Source organism: Photobacterium sp. GB-36 (assembly GCF_003026135.1).
Taxonomy (GTDB): Bacteria; Pseudomonadota; Gammaproteobacteria; order Enterobacterales; family Vibrionaceae; genus Photobacterium.
Map to the genome: position 1 here is coordinate 1 of NZ_PYNY01000042.1, position 22,814 is coordinate 22,814.

A 22,814-nucleotide genomic window follows, 5' to 3' on the forward strand; every position below is an offset into this window, starting at 1 on the left:
TCTGGTCCGCCATTTACCTAGAGCTGTGATGCTCTACCAAACATGCTATTCAACAAAATATGAAAGACATCTGATGCAAAAAAGCCCCGTCTTTCGACGAGGCTTCTAATAAGTGGTCGGTGAAGAGGGATTCGAACCCCCGACCCTCTGGTCCCAAACCAGATGCGCTACCAAACTGCGCTATTCACCGACTGTAAATAATGGCTTTATTAAACCACTATTTTTAAATAGTGGTCGGTGAAGAGGGATTCGAACCCCCGACCCTCTGGTCCCAAACCAGATGCGCTACCAAACTGCGCTATTCACCGACTGTAAATAATGGTTATATTAAACCACTACTTTTAAATTGTGGTCAGTGAAGAGCTGAGTCTATATAGAGAAGGAATCTCCGACCCTCTGGTCCGCTATTTCCAAAAACAGGATGCTTACCGAGCTACGCTATTCACCGACTGTAAATAATGGTTAATTAAACCACTACCTTTTAATAGTGGTCGGTGAAGAGGGATTCGAACCCCCGACCCTCTGGTCCCAAACCAGATGCGCTACCAAACTGCGCTATTCACCGACTGTAAATAATGGTTTATTAAACCACTACTTTTAAATTGTGGTCAGTGAAGAGCTGAGTCTATATAGAGAAGGAATCTCCGACCCTCTGGTCCGCTATTTCCAAAAACAGGATGCTTACCAAGCTACGTCATTCACCGACTGTAAATAATGGTTATATTAAACCACTATTTTTAAATAGTGGTCGGTGAAGAGGGATTCGAACCCCCGACCCTCTGGTCCCAAACCAGATGCGCTACCAAACTGCGCTATTCACCGACTGTAAATAATGGTTATATTAAACCACTACTTTTAAATTGTGGTCAGTGAAGAGCTGAGTCTATATAGAGAAGGAATCTCCGACCCTCTGGTCCGCTATTTCCAAAAACAGGATGCTTACCGAGCTACGCTATTCACCGACTGTAAATAATGGTTAATTAAACCACTACCTTTTAATAGTGGTCGGTGAAGAGGGATTCGAACCCCCGACCCTCTGGTCCCAAACCAGATGCGCTACCAAACTGCGCTATTCACCGACTGTAAATAATGGTTTATTAAACCACTACTTTTAAATTGTGGTCAGTGAAGAGCTGAGTCTATATAGAGAAGGAATCTCCGACCCTCTGGTCCGCTATTTCCAAAAACAGGATGCTTACCAAGCTACGTCATTCACCGACTGTAAATAATGGTTATATTAAACCACTACTTTTAAAATAGTGGTCGGTGAAGAGGGATTCGAACCCCCGACCCTCTGGTCCCAAACCAGATGCGCTACCAAACTGCGCTATTCACCGACAAATTCAACAACGCTCTGCGTCGTCGAGGTCGCTTATAATACTCGCCAAATTGATTTTAGCAACCCCTATACGGTATTTTTTTTTGTAACGAATTTTTTTGCTCATCAAGCAACCAAATTTGTGCATTCTCGGTAACTTAAGTGCTCTCAAACGCACAAATAACCACAACAATGAAACAGCCTTTTTACTCCTGTTCTAGATCATAACAACAGGCAATACACATGGCTTAAATAACCACCATCATATCTAAATGTTAGGGCTATAATATGGACATTTGATTAGAGCGTTTATTTGGAAATAATATAGGACTTGCTTCTATACTTGTTATTTTTTCATTTTCTTACCTTTCACCATCAACTAGGCAAGATTTTATTACACTTGTATAATCAATAGCATCGGTTACTTAAAGTGAAAGTCCTATGCCAGATAATAATGAATTAGACCTTTTTAAAGAAATGATGGCCGATGTTGCGCCAATCAAACAAGATACTGTGACCATTTCACAAAAATATCAGGTATCAGAGTCTCAACTAGCTCGTCGAATTGCAGCTCAAAGTCTCGCTGAAAGTGATTCTGAATACTTATCATTAGATAATGCCAAAATGGTAAAACCTGATGATATGATTGAATTTAAACGAGATGGTGTACAAGAAGCTGTATTTAGAAAAATGCGTCAAGGTAAGTACGATATTCACGGCCGTTTAGATCTTCATAAAAAGTCATTACAACAAGCCCGTGATGAAATATTAGCATTTCTAAAGCAATCACAACGTTTAGATATTCGCACCGTTATGATAGTTCATGGCAAAGGTGAGCGTGCTAATCCACCAGCATTAATGAAAAGCTATGTCACAACATGGCTAGAGCAAATATCTGATGTGCTTTGCTTTCACTCGGCGCAACGGCAACATGGTGGCACTGGTGCGCTATATGTCATGCTAAAGAAAAGTCCTGAGAAAAAAGCTGAAACACGTGAACGACATCTAAATCGTCGCAGTGAATAATTCAAAGACCATAAAGAGCGGTTTTGCCGCTCTTTTCTTTTAGACTTTACAATCATACTAGCCAGAGTACACGACAAGCCAGTCCAATAAGCACTACACCAGATAGACGATCAATCAATACAGCGCGGGATCTTAACGTTTGTAATACTCGAGGGTATGACAAGACACAAGCGACTAAGGTGTACCATAATCCATCGACTAATAGTGGTGTCGCCACAATAACAATTTTACTTCCAGTTTCTGTACCCAACGCAACAAACTGACTAAATAGAGCCAAAAAATATAACGCTAATTTAGGGTTTAATAATGAGATCATTAAACCATCTCTTGCCGCATGAAGAAGGGAAGAAGGCTTTCCTGCTGCGAGTTTTTCTGCAACGCCGCCTTTAGAACGCAACGCATTAACGCCTAAATAGGCTAAGTAGCCAGCTCCTGCATAGCTAATCAGATTAAAGACTGTTGGTGATTGTTTTAAAACAACCGCAAGCCCTAATAATGTTAATAATGCGTATAAACCTACCCCACAAGCATGAGACCAAGCCGTTACTAAGCCATGTTTACGCCCACCGGTTAAGCTATGCTTAGCAACAACAGCAAGACTCGGTCCTGGTGACATCGCCCCTAAAATACAAATTAATAATAATGATAGCCAAATACTGATGGTCATGATGTTCTCCTTACATTGGTAGAAAAAATACCAAGTAAGCGTTATAAGAAGAAATCAAAAGAAATCATTACGGTCATGATAAAAAATCATTACCTTTCGGTGTCGTAAAAACACATCATTGTTCGTTAATGATTTATTGCCCCATTGAATACAAAGAGTTCTTCATTAACGTTAGCACATGCTCTCGCAACCATTGATGGGATAATTCGTTGTTATATTTAGGGTGCCATAGCAGCCAATACTGATTCAGCACACTTGGAAATGGTAATGGCTTATAAACAATATTATAGAAATCTTGCATCGTAACAGCTATATGTTCTGGAATAACAAGAAACATTTCTGTACGAGATACAATACTTAAAGCAGATCCGAAAAATGGCACTGTTGTTTGAATATGTCGCCGATAACCTAAAGTACGTAACTCCACATCAACGAAACTGTCTTTATCTCCACCACCGTTAACAGAAATATGATTGTAGGCAACAAAGTCTTGTACCGTTAAATCTACCTTTGTATTTGCTAATGGATGCGTTGTACTCATCACGCACACTGCACGATCAGATCCAATCTGTATCCCAGATAATCCGGTAGGTATCTTTGGGGCCATAGTCGAGACTAATTGAATATCAAGATCGGCTAATTGATCAGTATAACTTGGTGACCATAGCTGATAGCTCACATCAAGCAAAGGCGCGTGCAATGTTAATAACTCGACGATATCAGGAAAGATATATTGCGCGACATAATCAGAAGATGACAAGACTATTTTCCCGCGCCAGTGATGTGGCGAGAACTGTTCTGGTTCAAATACCAAATCGCAATCGGTAAGCAATGACGTAATTTTATCTTGTAGTGAAAGTGCGCGAGGGGTCGGTAATAACCGGTTTCCCTCACGCACAAACAAAGGATCAGAAAAAATTTCACGTAATTGTGTCAGTTGCCGACTTACTGCAGACTGCGTAATGTGTAAACGCTCAGCCGTACGTGTTACATGGCACTCATCCAATAAGACATGTAATGTTCGAAGTAAGTTTAAATTAGGTACTGACACACTCTTTGCTCTCTATCCTTGGTATTAGTCTTCCTTGCCAATCGGGGCAAATTTACCGCCAGTCAAACTAACTAAATCTTTTGCCGCAAGTTCTATTTCTAAGCCGCGACGACCTGCACTAACACAAATAGTATCAAACGTTTCTGCGCTGCTATCAACAAAGGTTGGCAGCCGTTTTTTTTGTCCTAACGGGCTAATACCCCCCACTATGTACCCTGTTACTTTTTCCGCAAGCTTTGGATCGGCCATTTCAGCCTTCTTACTGCCCGCAGCTTTAGCTGCTGCTTTTAAATCTAACATGCCAGATACAGGAACGACGGCAACCGCTAAATTTTTAGGATCGCCATTTAATGCAAATAATAAGGTTTTAAATACGCGATTAGGATCTAGCCCTAAGACTTCTGCCGCTTCATGACCAAAATTATTATTGGCTGGATCATGTTCATATTGATGCACTTGATACGAAATTTTTTGTTTCTTTGCTAATTGAATCGCTGGAGTCATTATTTTTCACTCTATTTTTCATTCAAACAGCTGTGGTTAATTCCCCCTATTGCTCAAAAGCAACTAAAGAAATTAAGAACATCTGTTTACCTGTAATGATTATATCGTGAGTTGACAGTTTTCGGCTATATCCATCAAAAGAAGGATTTTAAATACAAAAAAGCGCATCGAATAAAAATATAAGATGCGCTTTCGAGCAATTAATATTGCTTATTTATAAACAATTTCATCTTTCGGCGCGAATTTGTTTACATCAATGGGTGAATTCGTTTCCAAGTATTGCTTTAATACTTCCGCGTCAACAAACCCCGTATTTACATGACCTGCATGATCATTGATCTTCGGATAGCCGTCACCACCAGCTGCGTTGTAGCTTGGTACAGTGAAACGGTAAGTCTTTTTCAGATCTAACGGCTTACCAGCTAACTTAACATCACTTACTTTGCCATTTTCAACCGTCATTGAAATACCGTAGAACTGCGCATAAGCACCAGAATCTATCGGCTTAGTGGCAACAATGTTCAGATAATCTAAAACTTCTTTACCTGACATATCGGTGTACGTCACGATATTGCCAAAAGGTTGAACGGTGAGTACATCTTTATAAGTAATATCGCCGCCTTCAATTGAGTCACGAACACCACCAGAGTTCATTACAGCAAAGTCCGCTTTAGCACGTTGCATGTGTGACGCAGCAATAAGACGACCTAAGTTTGTTTGTTCAAATCGAACCACATTACGATCGCCTTCTAGCTTGCCATTCGACTTGGCAATCTTAACGTTTAACTGCTCTTGTCCATGCTCTTGGTAAGGCTTAAGGAAGTTATACACTTCTTGGTTTTTTACAATTTCATCTTGAATAAAGACACGCTTGCTTGAGCCATCATCTAGCTTAACTTTTTTCTTCAAGTTAACGGGGATCAAATCGTAACTAACCAGTGAAAGCTCACCGTTCTGAAATTCAAAGTCAGCACGACCTACATACTTACCCCACTCGTGGGCTTGGACAATCCATGTACCATTTTGCTGATCAGGTACACACTCGTCACCCGGTTTAAAATCTTTCTTCGCAACATTTGGGCCTTCCATACAGACAGGCTCTTGCGAGTGACCACCGACGATCATATCGAGATCGCCATCATCTAAATAACGTGCAAGCGCAACATCACCCGGAGCATTAATACCACGATGACCATCTTCATAGTGACCCATATGAGTTGCCGCAATGATCACATCAGGCTTTTCTGTTTTTTCTAGCTCAGCAATCACTTTTTTGGCTTCTGATTTTGGATCGCGAAACTCTACATTGCCGATAAATTCAGGATTACCAATTTTAGCCGTATCTTCTGTCGTCAAACCAATGACGGCAATCTTCATACCCTGCTTTTCAAAAATTTGGTAAGGCTGAAATAAGCGCTCACCTGTTGTCTTATCGTAAATATTAGCCGACAACATTGGGAAATTCGCCCACTCTTCTTGCTTACGTAGTACATCTAATGGGTTATCAAATTCATGATTTCCTAATGCCATTGCATCATAGCCAAGCAGATTCATTCCTTTAAAATCAGGTTCTGCATCTTGTAGATCTGATTCAGGAACACCCGTGTTAATGTCACCGCCAGAAAGTAATAAGCTAGTACCACCTTGTTCTTCTACTTCTGCGCGGATTTCATCAATCAATGTCTTGCGGGCAGCCATACCGTACTCACCATTCTGGTTATGCCAGAAACGACCATGGTTATCGTTGGTATGAAGAATTGTGATTCTATAAGTTGTATCAGCATCCCATGCTGATGAGGCTTTTTCCGCTGTCGTTGCACAACCTGAAAGAACGGCAACGAGAGCGGCGCTTAATGCTGTTTTAGCAAATAGGCGTTGCTTCATGGTATCCACCTTAACTGTATTTTTAATGGCGACTTCAAAAGAAGATAATATTTCGTAAAACTGGAAAAATTAATTAGTCACATTTTCACCACAAAAAAATGTCGGTAAAAGTGAAACAATGTGACCAATATCGCCAGTGTAACGAAATAAATACGTATGAATTTTCCATTTTAAATTTTTGTTAACAGGATCACTTTTCGTCTTTTAAAACTCTTGTTTATGTCACACCCAAGCACAAAAAAGCCCAGTAAATACTGGGCTTTTTTCAAAGAGTTATGCTCAACACTACTTTATAGTGATAGATATCACATTATACTTTCGCCAATTTTCGACTAGGGTGTTTCAACATAATCGCAACAATGGCAGAAAGAGCTAAGAAGAAACAGTAATAAGAGTGCGCAACAACATCTAATGGTGATAACTCAAAAACAGAACCAAGGAGTAACGCTTGCGCTCCGTATGGTAAAACACCTTGAATTACACACGAGAAAATATCGAGTAAACTCGCGGAACGACGTGGTGTAACCCCATTTTCATCAGCCAGTTCACGTGCAACACCGCCTGATACAATAATCGCAACAGTATTATTTGCCGTACATAAGTTAGTCAAGCTCACAAGACTAGCAATACCAAATTCACTCGCCCGTAAATTTTCAGATGACTGATGTTTTTTGCTAAATACATTAATCACACGACTGATACTTTGAGTTAAGAAAGCGAGTCCACCTTGTTGGCGCATTAATTCACTAATACCACCAATCAACATAGAGAGCAGGAAGATTTCCTGCATATTGCTAAAACCACCATAAATATCTTTGCCAAAACTGGTAAAACTATAATCAGCAGCAGATGTTAGACCGACACCACCAGCCAGTAAAATACCGACAGATAGAACAACAAACACATTAACCCCAGAGACTGCGAGCACCAAGATAGTGATATAAGGAATGACTTTTAACCACTCAATAGGTGCTGTTTCAGGCAATTGTGTAACCGAGCTATTAAACGCAAATAATAAAATAGCGGCAATTGCAGCAGGTAAGGCGATTTTAATATTTTCACGGAATTTATCTTTCATCTGACAGCCTTGTGATCGCGTTGCTGCGATTGTGGTATCAGAAATAATTGAAAGATTATCACCAAACATTGCCCCACTAAGAACCACACCAGCAGTTAATGCGACATCCATACCAGACGCATGCGCAATGCCTAATGCGACGGGGGCTACTGCTGCAATCGTCCCCATAGATGTTCCCATTGCAGTAGCAATAAAAGCAGAGATCACAAAGATACCGGGTAAAATCATGCTTGCAGGAATAAGTGATAAACCAAGGTTAACCGTTGCATCGACCCCACCCGACGCTTTAGCAACAGAAGCAAAAGCGCCTGCCAATAGGTAAATCATACACATTGCGATAATGTCACTATGACCCACACCACGGATAAATTGCTCTATCGCTTTATTCAGTTTTTCTTTACTTAATAAAATCGCAACAACAACAGCAGGCAAAGCTGCGACAGGTGAAGGTAATTGATAAAAAGCAAAATCAACCCCTTGCATCGTAAGGTAAGTACCTACACCAATGAATAAAGCTAAAAAAATACCCAAGGGTAAGAGTGCTAATGCAGAAGGTGAAATGGTTTGATTTTTTTTATCTATATTTGGCATGGCGACGACTAAAGTTCTATTTATACATTCATTCCAAGACTAAAGGGATGCGCTCACAGTGTCAACATCTAGACGTCTAAACATCCAAAAGATATGTAACTAAATTACATATTCAGTCAAGTTCAGTTTATTTCTTGTGTTTTATGACAAGAAAAACGCTTATTTTGTAGTAAAAGCACAAAAAATGGAACGGTCATCACTCAATTCAGTAACACTAATAACAATTCCATTATTTAAGGTGCATCAATGATAAACAACCGCTAAAATCTGCTAACATTTACTGGATTTTAGGGATATATAATGCAGTTAACATTAAAACAAAAACTTATTGTCGCGAGTTTATCGGCAGTTTTAGTGATGGCGACTGCACTCACTTGGCTCTCTGCTAATCAAATTGATACTCAAGCTAAACGTGATCTTTACGCTCGAGCAAGTAGCCTAACCGAGGCTGTTAGCAGCAGTGTGGGTGACTGGGTAAATATTCGTACCAATATTATTGACTCAGTAACAATTAACAATCCTGACATTGCTACGATCCCCTCTTTAAAGCAAGCCCGTTTAGCGGGTCAATTTGAAGATATTTACTTCGGCAGCACCGCAGGTATCGCCACTAGCTCTTTTGCTGAACGTGATTTATCTCAGGTAGATCCACGTACCCGTCCTTGGTACCAACAAGCACAAAAAGCGAATGAAACCATCATATCGTCACCGTATATGGACACCTTAACTAAAGCTAAAATGGTGACCATCGCCAAACCTGTTTATGATAATTCCACTTTTATCGGTGTTATCGGCGCTGATATATTGATCACCCAATTAATCGACGACATCGTCAATTTGAATGTTGGTCAAAATGCATTTGCTATGTTGATCAATAAAAAAGACGCCACATTTATCGCTCACCCCGATCAGCAGCTATTGCTACAACCTATTTCACGTTATAGCAACGCGCTTTCTATTAATTATATTGAGCAGCAAATTCATAATAATGCACTAACTAACCTGACCATTAACGATCAGCCTAAACTACTTTATTTTGCTAACATCCCTCATACTGACTGGATATTAGCACTCAACATGGATAAAAAAACCGAGGAAGCCAGCCATAAAGCATTGCTTTATAAGCTCCTTCTTACCGCTGCGGTTATTGCACTGTTAGTCATTACTACAGTGGCATGGTTAGTTAACTTCTTGTTCCGCGATTTAGATCGCGTATCAAACGCGCTGGCAGAAATCGCCAGTGGTGAAGGCGATCTAACTCAACGTATTGAGCCAAAGAGCAATGATGAAGTGGGCCAACTCGCCAATAACTTCAACCAGTTTGTTGGCAACATGCATCAAATGGTGGCACGTTTAAACCATGTATCTCAATCTCTCAGTCAACAGTCACATTTAACGGCAACCCAAGCAGAAGAACGTAGTACCCGTATCCAGCATCAACAAGATGAAATCAATATGGTCGCAACTGCTATTAACGAAATGGCAGCGGCAACCAAAGAAATTGCCTCTAACGCTGAGAATACAGCACGAACAGCAGAAGAAACTGTGATGGCATCTAATCATGGTGCTACTCAGGTCAATCAAAGCCAACAATCTATTTCTAGTTTGGCGCAAGAAGTTGAAACGGCAACGACAGTGATTAGCGATCTTAATAGTCATGCCCAAAGTATCAATACGATTCTTTCAACTATCCAAGGCATTGCAGAGCAAACTAACTTGCTGGCATTAAACGCCGCGATTGAAGCTGCACGTGCTGGCGAACAAGGTCGTGGATTTGCGGTTGTTGCAGATGAAGTACGAGTATTAAGTCAACGTACCCATGCCTCGACCCAAGAAATTCAGCAAATGATTGAAACGCTACAACAAACCACAGGGCAAGCGGTTGGGATAATGGAAGATAGTCGTCACCTATCTGAAACCAGTGTTGATGATGCAAGCTCTGCTTCTGCTAGTTTGGCGCAAATTACCAATGCTGTTAATAACATCAATGATATGGCAACCCAAATAGCCTCTGCTGCCGAAGAGCAATCATCAGTGACATCAGAGATCACGCGCAATACCGAAGGGATCCGTGATGTTTCAAACGAGTTGGCTGTTGAAGCTAATGAAGCTGCAAAACAAGCCGCTGAATTATCAGAGCTCTCTTATGAACTGCAGCAAGAAATCAACCGCTTTAAATTATAAGGCCTGATACTGATAAATAAACAAAAAGGCTTGCGTATAACGCAAGCCTTTATTTTAGAAACCAATTTAAACCAGCTATCAAGTAAATGTTTACACTAAGCTAAAAATAATCGCCGCGACTGCTAAACATCCCATCAATAAAATAAACCAAGTACTGATTTTACCTCGGTACATTTTCAGACTTTCAATTCGATATACCGCAAGCATTGGCATAATAAAAAGTATCATCGCAATCACAGGGCCTGATAACGCTTCCATCATCCCTAAAATACTTGGGTTCATAACAGCAGCAAACCAAATAGAGAAGAACATGATCACTACCCCAACCTTGTCGATGGTTTTTAATGGCAGTGATGTTTGTTTCGCTACAATGCCATTGAAGCTTTCACGTGCGCCCATAAAGTGCCCTAAAAACGATGACGTAATTGCAATAAAAGCAATTAAAGGGCCTAGCAACATAATAAAGTGACTGTCTTTAACGTTCGCTAAATAAGATAACACTGACACGTTATCCATTTTTGCATGCTGTAACTGCTCAGGGGATAAACTTAGCACGCAAGAGAACACAAAGAACAAAACAAAAGTAATCAACATCATTGAGGTACGCTTTAAGATTGTTTCTGATTTTCGATGTGCATGATCGCCATACTGACGACGTTGAGCATTCACAAAGCCAGAAACGACAGGCGTATAACTAAAAGCAAAAACAACAACTGGTATTGATAACCATAACGATGAGCTAAATTCAGTAATACTTTGAGAGAAGTTAAGATTAGGTACATGCCAGCTTGGGATCAGGTAAATAGAAATGCCCGCCAGAATAAATGCCAGTGGGTAGACAATCACTTCAAACGCTTTAAGCATCGCTTTTTCACCCGCAAGCATCACAGTGATCATCAAGAAGACTAATCCGCCTGATAACAACACCCGTGACGGCGCTTGCCAACCTAATTGATGGACAATAAAACTATCAACGGTATTGGTTAGGCCGACACCATAAATGAGTAAAATAGGAAAGATAGAAAGAAAATACAGGACTGAAATTAAGCGTCCGTAACGGGAACCAAAATGCTCTTCAACTACATCGGTAAAATCAGCGTCAGAAGATGATGATGATAAAACAAAACGCGCTAATCCACGATGAGCCCAAAATGTCATAGGTCCTGCTAATAATGCCATTATAACCAGTGACCAGAATCCACCTGAGCCAATATTGATAGGTAAAAATAAAATACCCGCCCCGACCGATGTGCCAAACAAACTTAACATCCAACGGGTGTCATGCTGTGTCCATTTAGAAGGATGTGCTGTGCTCTCTTTTTCGGGGTGCGCTTGGATTGTTGTTAATGACACAAGTAACTCTCTAACCAAATAAAATCGGCTATAAGTATGAAACTACGATCTTTAAGTTTCAAAACAAGTGAGACATATATCACACTGGATAACTAATACCCAATAAGCATGAGAACTGCAACACTAACAAATAACAATATACAACTTCACATATCACTTAAAAATAAGAATTAAATATCGTTTTTATGGATTTATTAACTTTTCATATATTAAACATTTATCACACAAAATAATCATTCAGTTCGTTATCGGCAATAAAAAAGCCCAGTGATTTATACTCACTGGGCTTTAAAATCTAAATGAAAGACTTAGTTCACTTCAATTGGAGCAAAGCTCTTAATCAAATCATCAAGCTGTTTAATTTGTGCTAAAAACGGTTCTAGCTTATCGAGTGGGAATGCTGATGGACCATCACAAAGCGCGAGATCTGGCGTTGGGTGTGCTTCCATAAATAGGCCCGCAATACCCGTTGCAATACCAGAGCGAGCTAGATCAACGGTTTGCTCACGACGACCACCAGAAGCCGCACCTAGTGGATCACGACACTGCAGCGCATGTGTCACATCAAAGATGATTGGGCTACCCTTTGATGCTTTTTTCATTACATCAAAACCAAGCATATCAACCACTAAGTTATCGTAACCGTGCAATACACCACGCTCACATAAGATCACATTGTGATTATCACACTCAGCGAATTTCTCAACAATGTTACCGACTTGACCAGGGCTCATGAACTGTGGTTTTTTCACATTAATCACAGCGCCTGTTTTTGCCATTGCTTCAACAAGATCAGTTTGACGAGCCAGAAACGCTGGAAGCTGAATCACATCAACCACATCAGCAACAGGTTGTGCCTGCTCTTTCTCGTGAATATCAGTGATAATTTTCACACCAAACGTATCTTTTAGCTCTTGAAAGATTTTTAAACCTTCTTCCATACCAGGACCACGGTATGAATGAACAGATGAACGGTTAGCTTTATCAAAAGAAGCTTTAAATACGTAAGGAATACCTAATTTCTCAGTGACCTTCACGTAGTGCTCACACATTTGCATCGCTAAGTCGCGAGACTCAAGCACATTCATGCCACCAAATAAAACAAATGGCTTATCATTTGCAACATCAATATCGCCAATGCGAACAGTTTTTTGTTCCATCATATTTGTTGTTCTCTTCTAGTGTAGAATCAGAGGCTCATCAAAGAGCGTCTCTACTTGAGTTTTAAGTAAATCAGCGGCTGGATCTTCTGGGCATTGCTCAATAAAGTATGAGTAATCCATCGCTGCAGCGTGATTACAATCAAGCTGTTGATAAATATAGCCTCGGTCACGGATCTCATGGGGATCGCCTGGGCTAAATACCAGCGCAAGATCACTACAACGTAAAGCATCCGTAAAATGCTCTTCACGAAGAAGTGCACTTTTCATAACCGTTAACCAACGCGTTAAAATTTCATGATTCTGCTGTGTTTTAAGGTATTCAGGTTTAAGTTCAGTAAATGGACCACGGTGACCAATCAACCAGCTACGTAATATATGCGTGCTAACAAATTCACCATCAAAGGGGTTAATATACTGAACATCGCTTTCAGACCATGTCGCTTTTAATAGAAACTGGGTCGGAAAGCCTACGCTTTCAATCGGCAGATCAAGGTGCTGAGATAAATAAAGAAATAAAGCACCAAGGCTGACAGGGATCCCCTTTCGACGCTCCAGTACTTTATCTAAGAATGCATTATCTGACGAAAAGTATTGTTGGTGATCGCCTTGAAAGCCCCATTCACGATAAAAAAGGCGTAACAGCCCCTCTAACCGTAAACGAGGATTAACTTCTTCCATTAATGTTTGCTCAGCTTCCTGCGCTAATTGAGATAACTTTAACTCCACCCACTGGGTTGGAAATTCAGGCACGATGTCCTTCATCATATCAATAGCACCATAAACTAATGGCCGCGAATTTAATTCGTCTTCATTAAACAGCATCATGATCTAACCTAACTTAACCTAAAATTGGCGTTTTCGTTACCGCCAATTGCGCAGCCAGAAATACCCAGCCCAATGCGCCTAAAAAGGCAAATGTCTTAAAGACTTTATTTTTACCCATATGCAGTGTGACATAACCAAGGGCGATGTAAGCGAGTACACAAGTTAACTTTTCAGTTAACCAACTATTACCAGCCGTAAAAGGCATAAATCCTGTAATGAAAATTAATGCCACACCACTTGCTAAAAGCACAGTGTCAACAATATGGGGAGTGATCTTGAAAAACTTTTTATTTAAAAGTGATGAGTTTGCCATCATCATGATGTAGCGAGTCACAAACAGTAAAACACTGAGTGCGATTGCCACTAAATGAAGATGTTTCATTGCCATATACATAATTATAATTCTCCTTGCCAGCAGCCCATCGTGACACGATCGAGCCCTGCATAGTCTTGACTGGTAGATACTTGTTGATAACCCAACTGTTCTAAAATAGTTCTTACAGCCGAACCTTGTTCGAAGCCATGCTCCATTAACAACCAACCACCTACTGTTAAGTGTTTGCGTCCTTGCGCGCTAATAATACGGATATCAGCTAAGCCATTATCATCAGCAACTAATGCACTCTTTGGTTCAAAGCGGACATCGCCTTGAACTAAATGGGGATCGGCGTGATCAATGTAAGGCGGATTACTCACAATTAGCTCAAACACATCATTGTCTTGTAATGGTGAATACCAACTTCCCGCTAAAAATCGGGTATTTAATATTGATAAACGTTGGCTATTTTCATGCGCAAGCTCAGCCGCTTCTTGACGTAAGTCGATGCCGGTAACCTGAAGACTTGGACACTCAGAAGCAATCGCCAGTGCAATCGCACCGGTTCCGGTTCCTAAATCCAATACTTTGGTAGTAGCGCTTGTGATTTTATCTAATGCAAGTTCAACCAAGCGCTCAGTATCAGGACGAGGGATCAAGGTTGAAGGTGAGACTTTTAATGGCAGTGACCAAAATTCACGCTCACCAACAATATATGCAATAGGCTCACCATTTAGGCGACGTGCAAGTACCTGCTGAAAAATATTATATTGCTCATCATCTAGTTGCTTTTCAGGCCACGTTAATAAATAACTACGTGGCTTATCAAGCACATGACATAACAACACAGCACTATCAAGTTGCGGACTCTCAGAGCCCGCACTTGCTAGTTGTTCAGTAGTTTGCTTTAGCAAATATTCAATGCTTTGAGGCATTAGTTTTGCTCAGACATCGCAGCTAGTTGATCCGCTTGGTATTCAGTAAATACAGGTTGGATCAATGCATCTAAATCACCTTCCATCACTTCATTTAAGCGGTAAAGTGTCAGTGTAATACGGTGATCAGAAACACGACCTTGTGGGTAGTTATAAGTACGAATACGGTCAGAGCGATCGCCTGAACCTAGTAGGTTACGACGTGTGCTCGCTTCTTCAGCATGACGTTTCTCTTCTTCTGCTTTGATAATACGAGCAGCAAGTACCGACATCGCTTTTGCTTTGTTTTTATGCTGTGAGCGCTCATCCTGACACTCAACAACAATACCTGTTGGTAAGTGAGTAATACGGATTGCAGAGTCGGTGGTGTTAACGTGCTGACCACCCGCACCTGATGAACGGAAGGTATCAATACGTAAATCGCCAGCATTGATTTCTGGAATTTCCGCTTCTGGAATTTCAGGTAATACCGCAACAGTACAAGCCGAAGTATGTACACGACCTTGAGATTCTGTTGCAGGAACACGCTGAACGCGGTGACCGCCTGACTCAAATTTCAAAATACCGTAAGCACCATCGCCGTTCACTTTTGCGATCATCTCTTTATAACCGCCTTGTTCTGAGCGGTTTTCATTGATGATCTCAATACGCCAGCCACGACGTTCTGCATATTTGCTGTACATACGGAAAAGATCACCCGCAAAGATACCCGCTTCATCACCGCCCGCACCTGCGCGGATTTCGACAAAACAGTTACGATCATCGTTAGGATCTTTAGGAATCAATAGCACCTGAAGTTCATCAGCTAAGCGTTCAATTTCAGCTTTGGCTTCTTTGATCTCTTCTTGTGCCATTTCACGCATTTCTGCATCGTCTTCCTGCGCCATTTCTTCAGCAGCCACTAAATCTTCTTTTGCTTGTTGGTAAGCTTGAAAACACTTAGTCACTTCTTCTAGCTGAGAATATTCTTTTGATAACGCACGAAAGCGGTTTTGATCCGCAAGAACACTTGGATCACCGAGGAGATGTTGAACTTCTTCGTAACGTTCAACAAGAGTTTCTAATTTAACTAAAATTGATTGCTTCATAATCTTCTAATAGTGCTGAGCGAAAGCCAAAGGCGATCAACTACTAATCGTTATAGGAATCCAGACCGAGTGCTTCACGAATCACAGCTAATTTTTCAGATTCGCCATTTTTTGCGACCTGCTGCATAGCCTTGGTTGGTGCATGGATAAGCTTATTGGTAAGTTTGTTACTGAGCTCTGCTAACGCCTTTTCAGGCTCGGTACCATTAGCAATGGCTTGGAGACTACGCTGTAGTAGCTCCTGTTTAATTTGTTCGGCAAATTGACGATAATCTCGAATACTATCAACTGCTTCAAGTGAGCGTAACCACTGCATAAACACAGCGCTTTCTTCACTTATAATGGCTTCAGCTTGAATCGCTGCGACCTTACGCTGCTCACGGTTCTTCTCTACAATCGAGTGAAGATCATCAACAGAATATAAGTAAGCATCGTTCAATTCGCCAACTTGTTGTTCTATATCTCTAGGCACAGCAATATCCACCAACAGCATAGGTTGATGACGACGTTGTTTTAATGCCATTTCAACCATCCCTTTACCAACAATCGGCAATGGGCTTGCGGTTGAACTAATAACAATATCAGCGCGATGGAGGTGATCAGGAATTTCTTCAAGACTGATCACTTCAGCACCAAACTCTTGTGCAATGCCTTCTGCTCTCTCACGCGTACGGTTAGCAACAATCAAACTATTACAACCTTGTTCAACGACATGGCGAGAAACAAGTTCAATTGTTTCGCCTGCACCAACAAGTAAAATAGTAGCACCCGATAAAGACTCAAAAATTTGTCGCGCTAAAGAACACGCCGCATAAGCTACAGAGACAGCATTGCCGCCAATGTCCGTTTCAGTACGTACGCGTTTCGCTACTGTAAAGGTTTTTTGAAACAGCTTTTCTAAGGTGCCACCTACTGCTTCGTTGTCTTTTGATTCCGAATAAGACTGCTTCACCTGTCCTAGGATTTGCGGCTCGCCCAATACTAACGAATCAAGGCCACAAGCAACACGCATTAAATGACGTGCTGCCGCTTGCTCTTCATGAAAGTACAGGCTTGGCATCAGTTCTTCGGCTGTGATCTGATGAAATTTGGTCAACCAGTCAATGATCACACCCGGCCCTGACTGTGAAATCTCACAGTAAACTTCAGTACGGTTACAGGTAGATACTATAACCCCACTTAATACCTCAGGGTGGTTTTTCAGCTGCTGCAACGCCAAAGATAGCTTTTCAGGAGAAAAAGCTACTTTTTCGCGTAAATCAACAGAAGCTGTTTTATGGTTGATTCCTAATGCAAGCAAGGTCATGGAGACGGTGTACCCACTTCGCCAGTGAAAAAATCTAAGGAGGGGATTTTACTTGATGCCCTGACTTAATAAAAGGTAGCTGACGTAATCAATCAATAATGACTGCATTTTTATTGCCTTATTTGCCTAATTTACCCCTTATTTTTGCTTAATATTTGGCTTTAATTAAAATAATCGTTATTGTTTTTGCTCATTCTTATTACGAGCTTTCATCATGAGATTACGTAATTTAGCCTTTATTGCTATTACATTTTCCTTATTATCTGGCTGTGCGCAAACGCCCAAAAGCACCGCAAAAGTCGATTGGGAAATCCATCAAGCCCAATTAAAACACCTCACCGATTATCAAGCGAAAGGTGTGTTTGGCTATTTAAGCCCTGAGCAACGCATATCTCTCACCTTTAACTGGAAAAATCATGCTGATAAATACCAGTTAATCTTAACAAAAATGTACAAAACCGTCCTTAATCTCAATGCAGAGCCAGGCAACGTAACACTCATCGATCCTGATGGTAAAACCTATCATGGCACTGATGCTGCGCAATTAGTGAAGCAATTAACAGGAATCGAATTACCCCTATCACAAATGCGCGATTGGCTAATTGGTTTACCGACGGCTGCTGATACTTATCAGCTAAACAAAAATGATCAAGTCGCTTATCTCGCCAAAGAGATTGATGGTCAAGTATGGGAAATGCACTACAACACGTATAATGATCAAAGCCCTGCCTTACCCACACAAATGGTACTAAACCAAGGCAAACTCAAAATTAAAATAAAAATCTCTAACTGGTTAGCAAATTAAACAGCAAAGCATTTTCGATTACTCAAAATAGACGAGCATTGCATGAGTCAATACATCCCTTTTGGTGTCGCGAGCCAATGGCCAGCGCCAGCAAAACTGAATTTATTTTTATACATTACAGGCCAACGTCCAAATGGCTACCATGATTTACAGACGCTGTTTCAGTTTGTCGATTATGGCGATACTTTAACCATCACGCCACGTCGTGATAACCAAATTAATTTAACGCCTGCAATTGAAGGAGTTAAAACCGAAGATAACCTGATTTATCGCGCTGCAAATGCACTTCGTCAAGCCTCACATTGTGACTTAGGAGCCGATATTCATATTGATAAGATCCTTCCTATGGGAGGTGGTCTTGGTGGTGGCTCTTCTAATGCAGCCACAGCATTAGTCGCCCTCAATCATCTTTGGCAAACCCAGCTATCGATTGATGAATTAGCAGATATTGGTCTTAAATTAGGTGCTGATGTCCCTGTTTTTGTCCGTGGTACTAGCGCATTTGCCGAAGGTATTGGTGAAAAACTGCAACCGGCAGAACCGCAAGAAAAATGGTTTTTAATCGCAAAGCCTGATATTAGCATTGCAACTGTCGATATTTTCACCCATCCAGAACTTCCGCGTAATACTAAAAAACGTAGCCTAGATGCACTGTTACGTGGAGTTTACGAAAACGATTGCGAGAAAATTGTAAGAAGTCTTAATCCCGAGGTTGATCAGGCGCTTTCGTGGCTGTTAGAATACGCGCCATCAAGATTGACCGGCACTGGCGCTTGTGTATTTTCGGAGTTTAATACGCAGGAAGAAGCCAACGCAATTTTGAAAATTTTACCTGACTGGCTCCACGGATTTGTCGCAAAAGGTGTCAACACGTCTCCTCTTATGACAACCTTAGCCGCACATTCTACGGATTGTCAGTAATTACAACTTGGACGCAACCTGAGGTTTACACCGTGCCTGATATGAAGCTGTTTGCTGGTAACGCAACACCAGAACTAGCCCAACGCATCGCTGATCGTCTTTATATTTCATTGGGAGATGCAACGGTTAACCGTTTCTCCGATGGTGAAGTATGTGTACAAATTAATGAAAACGTACGTGGTAGCGACGTATTCATTATCCAATCAACTTGTGCACCAACGAACGACAACCTAATGGAACTGGTTGTTATGATCGATGCACTACGCCGCGCTTCAGCTGGCCGTATTACAGCAGTAATTCCATACTTTGGTTATGCTCGCCAAGATCGCCGCGTTCGCTCTGCTCGTGTACCAATCACTGCAAAAGTAGTTGCTGATTTCCTTTCTAATGTGGGTGTTGACCGTGTTCTTACTGTTGACCTACACGCTGAGCAAATCCAAGGCTTCTTCGATGTTCCTGTAGATAACGTATTTGGTAGCCCAGTTCTTCTAGAAGACATGCTAGCCAAAGATCTTCAAGATCCTGTTGTGGTATCACCAGACATCGGTGGTGTTGTCCGTGCTCGTGCTATTGCAAAACTACTTGATGACACAGATATCGCTATCATCGATAAGCGTCGTCCACGTGCAAACGTATCTCAAGTCATGCACCTAATCGGTGACGTTGAAGGTCGTGACTGTATCATCGTTGATGACATGATCGATACAGGCGGTACCCTATGTAAAGCAGCAGAAGCGCTAAAAGAGCGTGGTGCAAAACGTGTATTTGCATACGCTACTCACCCAGTATTTTCAGGTAGTGCACTAGAGAATATCCGTGAATCTGTTATCGATGAAATTATCGTTACAGACTCAATTACGCTAACAAAAGAAATTGAAGCGACGGGTAAAGTATCAGTATTAACACTGTCAGGTATGCTAGCTGAAGCTATTCGTCGCATTAGCAACGAAGAATCAATTTCAGCAATGTTTGAGCACTAATTTGCTCACTCGGTTAGGTTGCCTTAATTTAACCGAATAAGATATTTAACGCCTCGCAATAGCGAGGCGTTTTCTTTTGTCTAGCCAGCAAAAACAGTGACTACGAAGAGCCATATCAATTTTAGTTAATTTAATATAATATATGGCGCGTTTTGAGCCCAACACCCAGTAACTCATTGTCACTATAATTTCAGGTGCAACCCGCTAAGTTACTGGTAAATGACAAGAGAGATAAACGTGAGTAATAATATTCGTTTGCTTGTTGGCCTCGCTAACCCGGGTCAAGAGTACGCCAACACCCGCCATAATGCTGGTGCATGGGTCGTTGAAGAATTAGCGCGCGTCCACAATGTAACCCTTCGCCCTGATCCCAAGTATTTTGGTTTAACAGGAAGAATTACAGTCAATGGACAAGATCTTCGCCTATTGATCCCATCGACTTTTATGAATCTGTCAGGAAAGTCGGTTGCTGCGTTAGCTAACTTCTTCCAAATCAAACCCGAAGAAATTTTAGTTGCTCACGATGAATTAGATTTACCACCCGGTGTTGCGAAATTTAAAAAAGGTGGTGGTCATGGCGGACATAATGGTCTTCGCGATATCATTAGTAAAATGGGCAACAATAAAGATTTCTATCGTCTGAGGATCGCTATCGGTCATCCAGGCGATAAAAACAAAGTCGCAGGCTACGTACTTGGAAAAGCACCTGCTAAAGAGCAAGAATTGATTGATGCTGCAGTAGATGAATCTGTTCGCTGCATTGATATCTTACTTAAAGACGGCTTAACAAAGGCGCAAAATCGCCTACATACATTCAAAGCAGAATAGCCACACATTTTCGCGTACTATTTTGCCGCTATAGATACAGTCATTCGTACTATAGTTGAGTTGTTACACAGAATAATCACCAAAAGGGTTTTAAACCATGGGTTTTAAATGCGGTATCGTAGGTCTACCAAACGTTGGTAAGTCAACTCTATTCAACGCCTTAACAAAAGCAGGCATTGAAGCAGCAAACTTCCCGTTCTGTACTATTGAACCAAACACAGGTGTAGTACCTGTTCCTGATCCACGTATGGATGCATTGGCAGTATTCGTAAATCCAGAACGAATTATGCCAACGACGATGGAGTTTGTTGATATCGCGGGTCTTGTTGCTGGTGCATCTAAAGGTGAAGGTCTAGGTAATAAATTCCTAGCTAACATCCGTGAAACAGATGCTATTGGCCACGTTGTTCGTTGTTTCGAAAACGATAATATTGTCCACGTTGCTGGCCGTATCGATCCGTTAGAAGACATGGATATCATCAACCTTGAGCTTGCGATGGCAGACTTAGATACGTGTGAACGCGCAATCCAGCGTTTAGCTAAACGCGCAAAAGGCGGTGATAACGATGCTAAGTTTGAAATCAAAGTACTAGAGAAGATGCTTCCTCACCTAACTGAAGGTGGCATGCTACGTGCACTTGAGCTGACAAAAGAAGAAAAAGCAGCGATCGATTACCTACACTTCTTAACGCTTAAGCCAACCATGTACATCGCTAATGTTAATGAAGACGGTTTTGAAAATAACCCATTCCTTGACAAAGTTATTGCACGTGCAACTGAAGAAAATGCGGTTGTTGTTCCAGTATGTGCGGCAATGGAATCAGAGATCGCTGAACTGGATGATGAAGATCGTGAAGAGTTCCTTGCCGATATGGGTATCGAAGAACCAGGTCTTAACCGTGTTATCCGTTCAGGTTATCAGCTATTGTCTCTTCAGACTTACTTTACAGCTGGTGTTAAAGAAGTGCGAGCATGGACAATCCCTGTCGGTGCAACAGCACCAAAAGCAGCGGGTGTTATCCACACAGACTTCGAAAAAGGCTTTATTCGTGCAGAAGTTATTGGCTATGACGATTACATCAATTTCGGTGGTGAGTCAGGTGCTAAGGAAGCAGGTAAATGGCGTCTAGAAGGTAAAGAGTACATTGTTAAAGACGGTGATGTTGTTCATTTCCGTTTTAACGTGTAATTTGTAGCTTAGCCGCTAATTTTACAAATTATATAAGCCAGCTTTATTAGCTGGCTTATTTTCATCTAAATATAAATTTCACTTATTTGTTAGCAATATAAATAACTTGATAGTGTTCACATTTTTTGAAGTTTTAAGCTGACAATCGTAATTTCAGTTTGTCATTCGCACACATCGCCCAAATATGCGCCGAACAAACGAATTTTGACGATATATTTAAAAAAACTATTGACGGTTTTCGCTGGTATGAGCATAATGCGCCCCGTTCCCGACACAGTGATTCGTTAAGAATCAGTGTTAAAAAACGGAAAATGGCTACGTAGCTCAGTTGGTTAGAGCACATCACTCATAATGATGGGGTCACAGGTTCGAATCCCGTCGTAGCCACCATTCAATTTTCACGTTAAAATTGAATATCGGTTCTAGAAACTGATAACATGCGGAAGTGGCGGAATTGGTAGACGCACCAGATTTAGGTTCTGGCGCCGCAAGGTGTGAGAGTTCAAGTCTCTCCTTCCGCACCATTCTCTCAATAGCGTTGAGAGATGCTTTTAAAAAGCACTAGTAGGTCTATCGCCAAGCGGTAAGGCAGCGGCTTTTGATGCCGCCATTCCCTGGTTCGAATCCAGGTAGACCTGCCATTATTTAAGAGTATTGATGAAATTCAGTATTCTATGTTGGCTACGTAGCTCAGTTGGTTAGAGCACATCACTCATAATGATGGGGTCACAGGTTCGAATCCCGTCGTAGCCACCATTTATTCTTTAAATCAGCTTTTTACCAATTACTGATTTAAATTATA

General features: G+C 41.2%; 19 protein-coding genes and 10 tRNA genes. 11 read left to right on the forward strand and 18 right to left on the reverse strand.

The features are described from left to right. Positions 1–113: 113 nt before the first annotated feature. From C9J46_RS20550 to C9J46_RS20575, 6 genes are all read right to left on the reverse strand, one after another. Positions 114–190: transfer RNA gene (locus C9J46_RS20550), tRNA-Pro, on the reverse strand. A 41-nt stretch (positions 191–231) separates the two neighbouring features. Then, positions 232–308 (reverse strand) — tRNA-Pro (locus C9J46_RS20555). 180 nt (positions 309–488) lie between these two features. Next, a tRNA-Pro gene (locus C9J46_RS20560) sits at positions 489–565 on the reverse strand. Positions 566–745: 180 nt separating this feature from the next. Next, positions 746–822, reverse strand: a tRNA-Pro gene (locus C9J46_RS20565). A gap of 180 nt (positions 823–1,002) precedes the next feature. After that, a tRNA-Pro gene (locus tag C9J46_RS20570) sits at positions 1,003–1,079 on the reverse strand. 181 nt (positions 1,080–1,260) lie between these two features. Next, positions 1,261–1,337 (reverse strand) — tRNA-Pro (locus tag C9J46_RS20575). A 422-nt stretch (positions 1,338–1,759) separates the two neighbouring features. On the opposite strand from C9J46_RS20575, the gene smrA reads away from it, so the two are divergent. Beyond that, a complete protein-coding gene (smrA, locus tag C9J46_RS20585) occupies positions 1,760–2,344 on the forward strand; it encodes a DNA endonuclease SmrA (protein WP_105060798.1) in 585 nt (194 codons plus the stop codon). A gap of 52 nt (positions 2,345–2,396) precedes the next feature. On the opposite strand, the gene C9J46_RS20590 is transcribed toward smrA, so the two are convergent. The 5 genes from C9J46_RS20590 to C9J46_RS20610 all read right to left on the reverse strand — a co-directional run bounded on the left by C9J46_RS20590 (position 2,397) and on the right by C9J46_RS20610 (position 8,119). After that, on the reverse strand, positions 2,397–3,011 hold the full coding sequence (locus C9J46_RS20590; RefSeq protein WP_107205393.1) for a LysE family translocator: 615 nt from the start codon (positions 3,009–3,011) through the stop codon (positions 2,397–2,399). Positions 3,012–3,144: 133 nt separating this feature from the next. Beyond that, on the reverse strand, positions 3,145–4,062 hold the full coding sequence (locus tag C9J46_RS20595) for a LysR family transcriptional regulator (RefSeq protein WP_107247680.1): 918 nt from the start codon (positions 4,060–4,062) through the stop codon (positions 3,145–3,147). A 24-nt stretch (positions 4,063–4,086) separates the two neighbouring features. Beyond that, positions 4,087–4,566 carry a Cys-tRNA(Pro) deacylase gene (gene ybaK / locus C9J46_RS20600; RefSeq protein ID WP_107259270.1) on the reverse strand — a complete coding sequence of 160 codons (480 nt, stop codon included), beginning with the start codon at positions 4,564–4,566 and terminating at the stop codon, positions 4,087–4,089. 210 nt (positions 4,567–4,776) lie between these two features. Further along, positions 4,777–6,450 carry a bifunctional UDP-sugar hydrolase/5'-nucleotidase UshA gene (gene ushA, locus C9J46_RS20605; RefSeq protein WP_107291451.1) on the reverse strand — a complete coding sequence of 558 codons (1,674 nt, stop codon included), beginning with the start codon at positions 6,448–6,450 and terminating at the stop codon, positions 4,777–4,779. A 310-nt stretch (positions 6,451–6,760) separates the two neighbouring features. Then, positions 6,761–8,119, reverse strand: coding sequence for a Na+/H+ antiporter NhaC family protein (locus C9J46_RS20610; RefSeq protein WP_107205390.1), 1,359 nt, complete (start codon positions 8,117–8,119; stop codon positions 6,761–6,763). 300 nt (positions 8,120–8,419) lie between these two features. Between C9J46_RS20610 and C9J46_RS20615 the strand changes: the two genes are divergently transcribed. Further along, positions 8,420–10,303 (forward strand): methyl-accepting chemotaxis protein, encoded by a 1,884-nt coding sequence (locus tag C9J46_RS20615; protein ID WP_107205389.1) that lies wholly within the window; start codon positions 8,420–8,422, stop codon positions 10,301–10,303. Between the two features lie 90 nt (positions 10,304–10,393). Here C9J46_RS20615 and C9J46_RS20620 read toward each other — a convergent pair whose 3' ends face one another. From C9J46_RS20620 to hemA, 7 genes are all read right to left on the reverse strand, one after another. Then, complete coding sequence (locus C9J46_RS20620) at positions 10,394–11,656, reverse strand: HAAAP family serine/threonine permease (RefSeq protein WP_199190659.1); 1,263 nt, start codon at positions 11,654–11,656, stop codon at positions 10,394–10,396. 308 nt (positions 11,657–11,964) lie between these two features. After that, positions 11,965–12,819 carry a 3-deoxy-8-phosphooctulonate synthase gene (kdsA, locus tag C9J46_RS20625; RefSeq protein WP_005369997.1) on the reverse strand — a complete coding sequence of 285 codons (855 nt, stop codon included), beginning with the start codon at positions 12,817–12,819 and terminating at the stop codon, positions 11,965–11,967. 15 nt (positions 12,820–12,834) lie between these two features. Next, positions 12,835–13,644 carry a SirB1 family protein gene (locus C9J46_RS20630; RefSeq protein ID WP_039872581.1) on the reverse strand — a complete coding sequence of 270 codons (810 nt, stop codon included), beginning with the start codon at positions 13,642–13,644 and terminating at the stop codon, positions 12,835–12,837. 13 nt (positions 13,645–13,657) lie between these two features. Continuing rightward, positions 13,658–14,038 carry a SirB2 family protein gene (locus C9J46_RS20635; RefSeq protein WP_107205387.1) on the reverse strand — a complete coding sequence of 127 codons (381 nt, stop codon included), beginning with the start codon at positions 14,036–14,038 and terminating at the stop codon, positions 13,658–13,660. Between the two features lie 2 nt (positions 14,039–14,040). Beyond that, positions 14,041–14,895 (reverse strand): peptide chain release factor N(5)-glutamine methyltransferase, encoded by an 855-nt coding sequence (gene prmC, locus C9J46_RS20640; RefSeq protein ID WP_107291452.1) that lies wholly within the window; start codon positions 14,893–14,895, stop codon positions 14,041–14,043. Further along, positions 14,895–15,983, reverse strand: a complete 1,089-nt coding sequence (gene prfA, locus C9J46_RS20645) for a peptide chain release factor 1 (protein ID WP_107205385.1) — start codon at positions 15,981–15,983, stop codon at positions 14,895–14,897. Before prfA ends, prmC begins: the two co-directional genes overlap by 1 nt. Positions 15,984–16,026: 43 nt before the next feature. Next, positions 16,027–17,289, reverse strand: coding sequence for a glutamyl-tRNA reductase (hemA, locus tag C9J46_RS20650; protein WP_107205384.1), 1,263 nt, complete (start codon positions 17,287–17,289; stop codon positions 16,027–16,029). Positions 17,290–17,503: 214 nt separating this feature from the next. Between hemA and lolB the strand changes: the two genes are divergently transcribed. From lolB to C9J46_RS20695, 9 genes are all read left to right on the forward strand, one after another. After that, entirely contained in the window at positions 17,504–18,094 is a 591-nt protein-coding gene (gene lolB, locus C9J46_RS20655) for a lipoprotein insertase outer membrane protein LolB (RefSeq protein WP_107205383.1), read from the forward strand. A 42-nt stretch (positions 18,095–18,136) separates the two neighbouring features. After that, positions 18,137–19,015, forward strand: coding sequence for a 4-(cytidine 5'-diphospho)-2-C-methyl-D-erythritol kinase (gene ispE, locus C9J46_RS20660; RefSeq protein WP_107291453.1), 879 nt, complete (start codon positions 18,137–18,139; stop codon positions 19,013–19,015). A 32-nt stretch (positions 19,016–19,047) separates the two neighbouring features. After that, entirely contained in the window at positions 19,048–19,995 is a 948-nt protein-coding gene (locus tag C9J46_RS20665) for a ribose-phosphate pyrophosphokinase (RefSeq protein ID WP_005370023.1), read from the forward strand. A gap of 237 nt (positions 19,996–20,232) precedes the next feature. After that, complete coding sequence (gene pth, locus C9J46_RS20670) at positions 20,233–20,823, forward strand: aminoacyl-tRNA hydrolase (RefSeq protein ID WP_107291454.1); 591 nt, start codon at positions 20,233–20,235, stop codon at positions 20,821–20,823. Between the two features lie 97 nt (positions 20,824–20,920). Then, complete coding sequence (gene ychF, locus C9J46_RS20675; protein WP_107205381.1) at positions 20,921–22,012, forward strand: redox-regulated ATPase YchF; 1,092 nt, start codon at positions 20,921–20,923, stop codon at positions 22,010–22,012. Positions 22,013–22,325: 313 nt separating this feature from the next. Next, positions 22,326–22,402 (forward strand) — tRNA-Met (locus C9J46_RS20680). Between the two features lie 49 nt (positions 22,403–22,451). Continuing rightward, positions 22,452–22,536: transfer RNA gene (locus C9J46_RS20685), tRNA-Leu, on the forward strand. A gap of 42 nt (positions 22,537–22,578) precedes the next feature. After that, positions 22,579–22,653: transfer RNA gene (locus C9J46_RS20690), tRNA-Gln, on the forward strand. Between the two features lie 38 nt (positions 22,654–22,691). Beyond that, positions 22,692–22,768, forward strand: a tRNA-Met gene (locus C9J46_RS20695). The last annotated feature ends 46 nt before the right edge of the window (positions 22,769–22,814 follow it).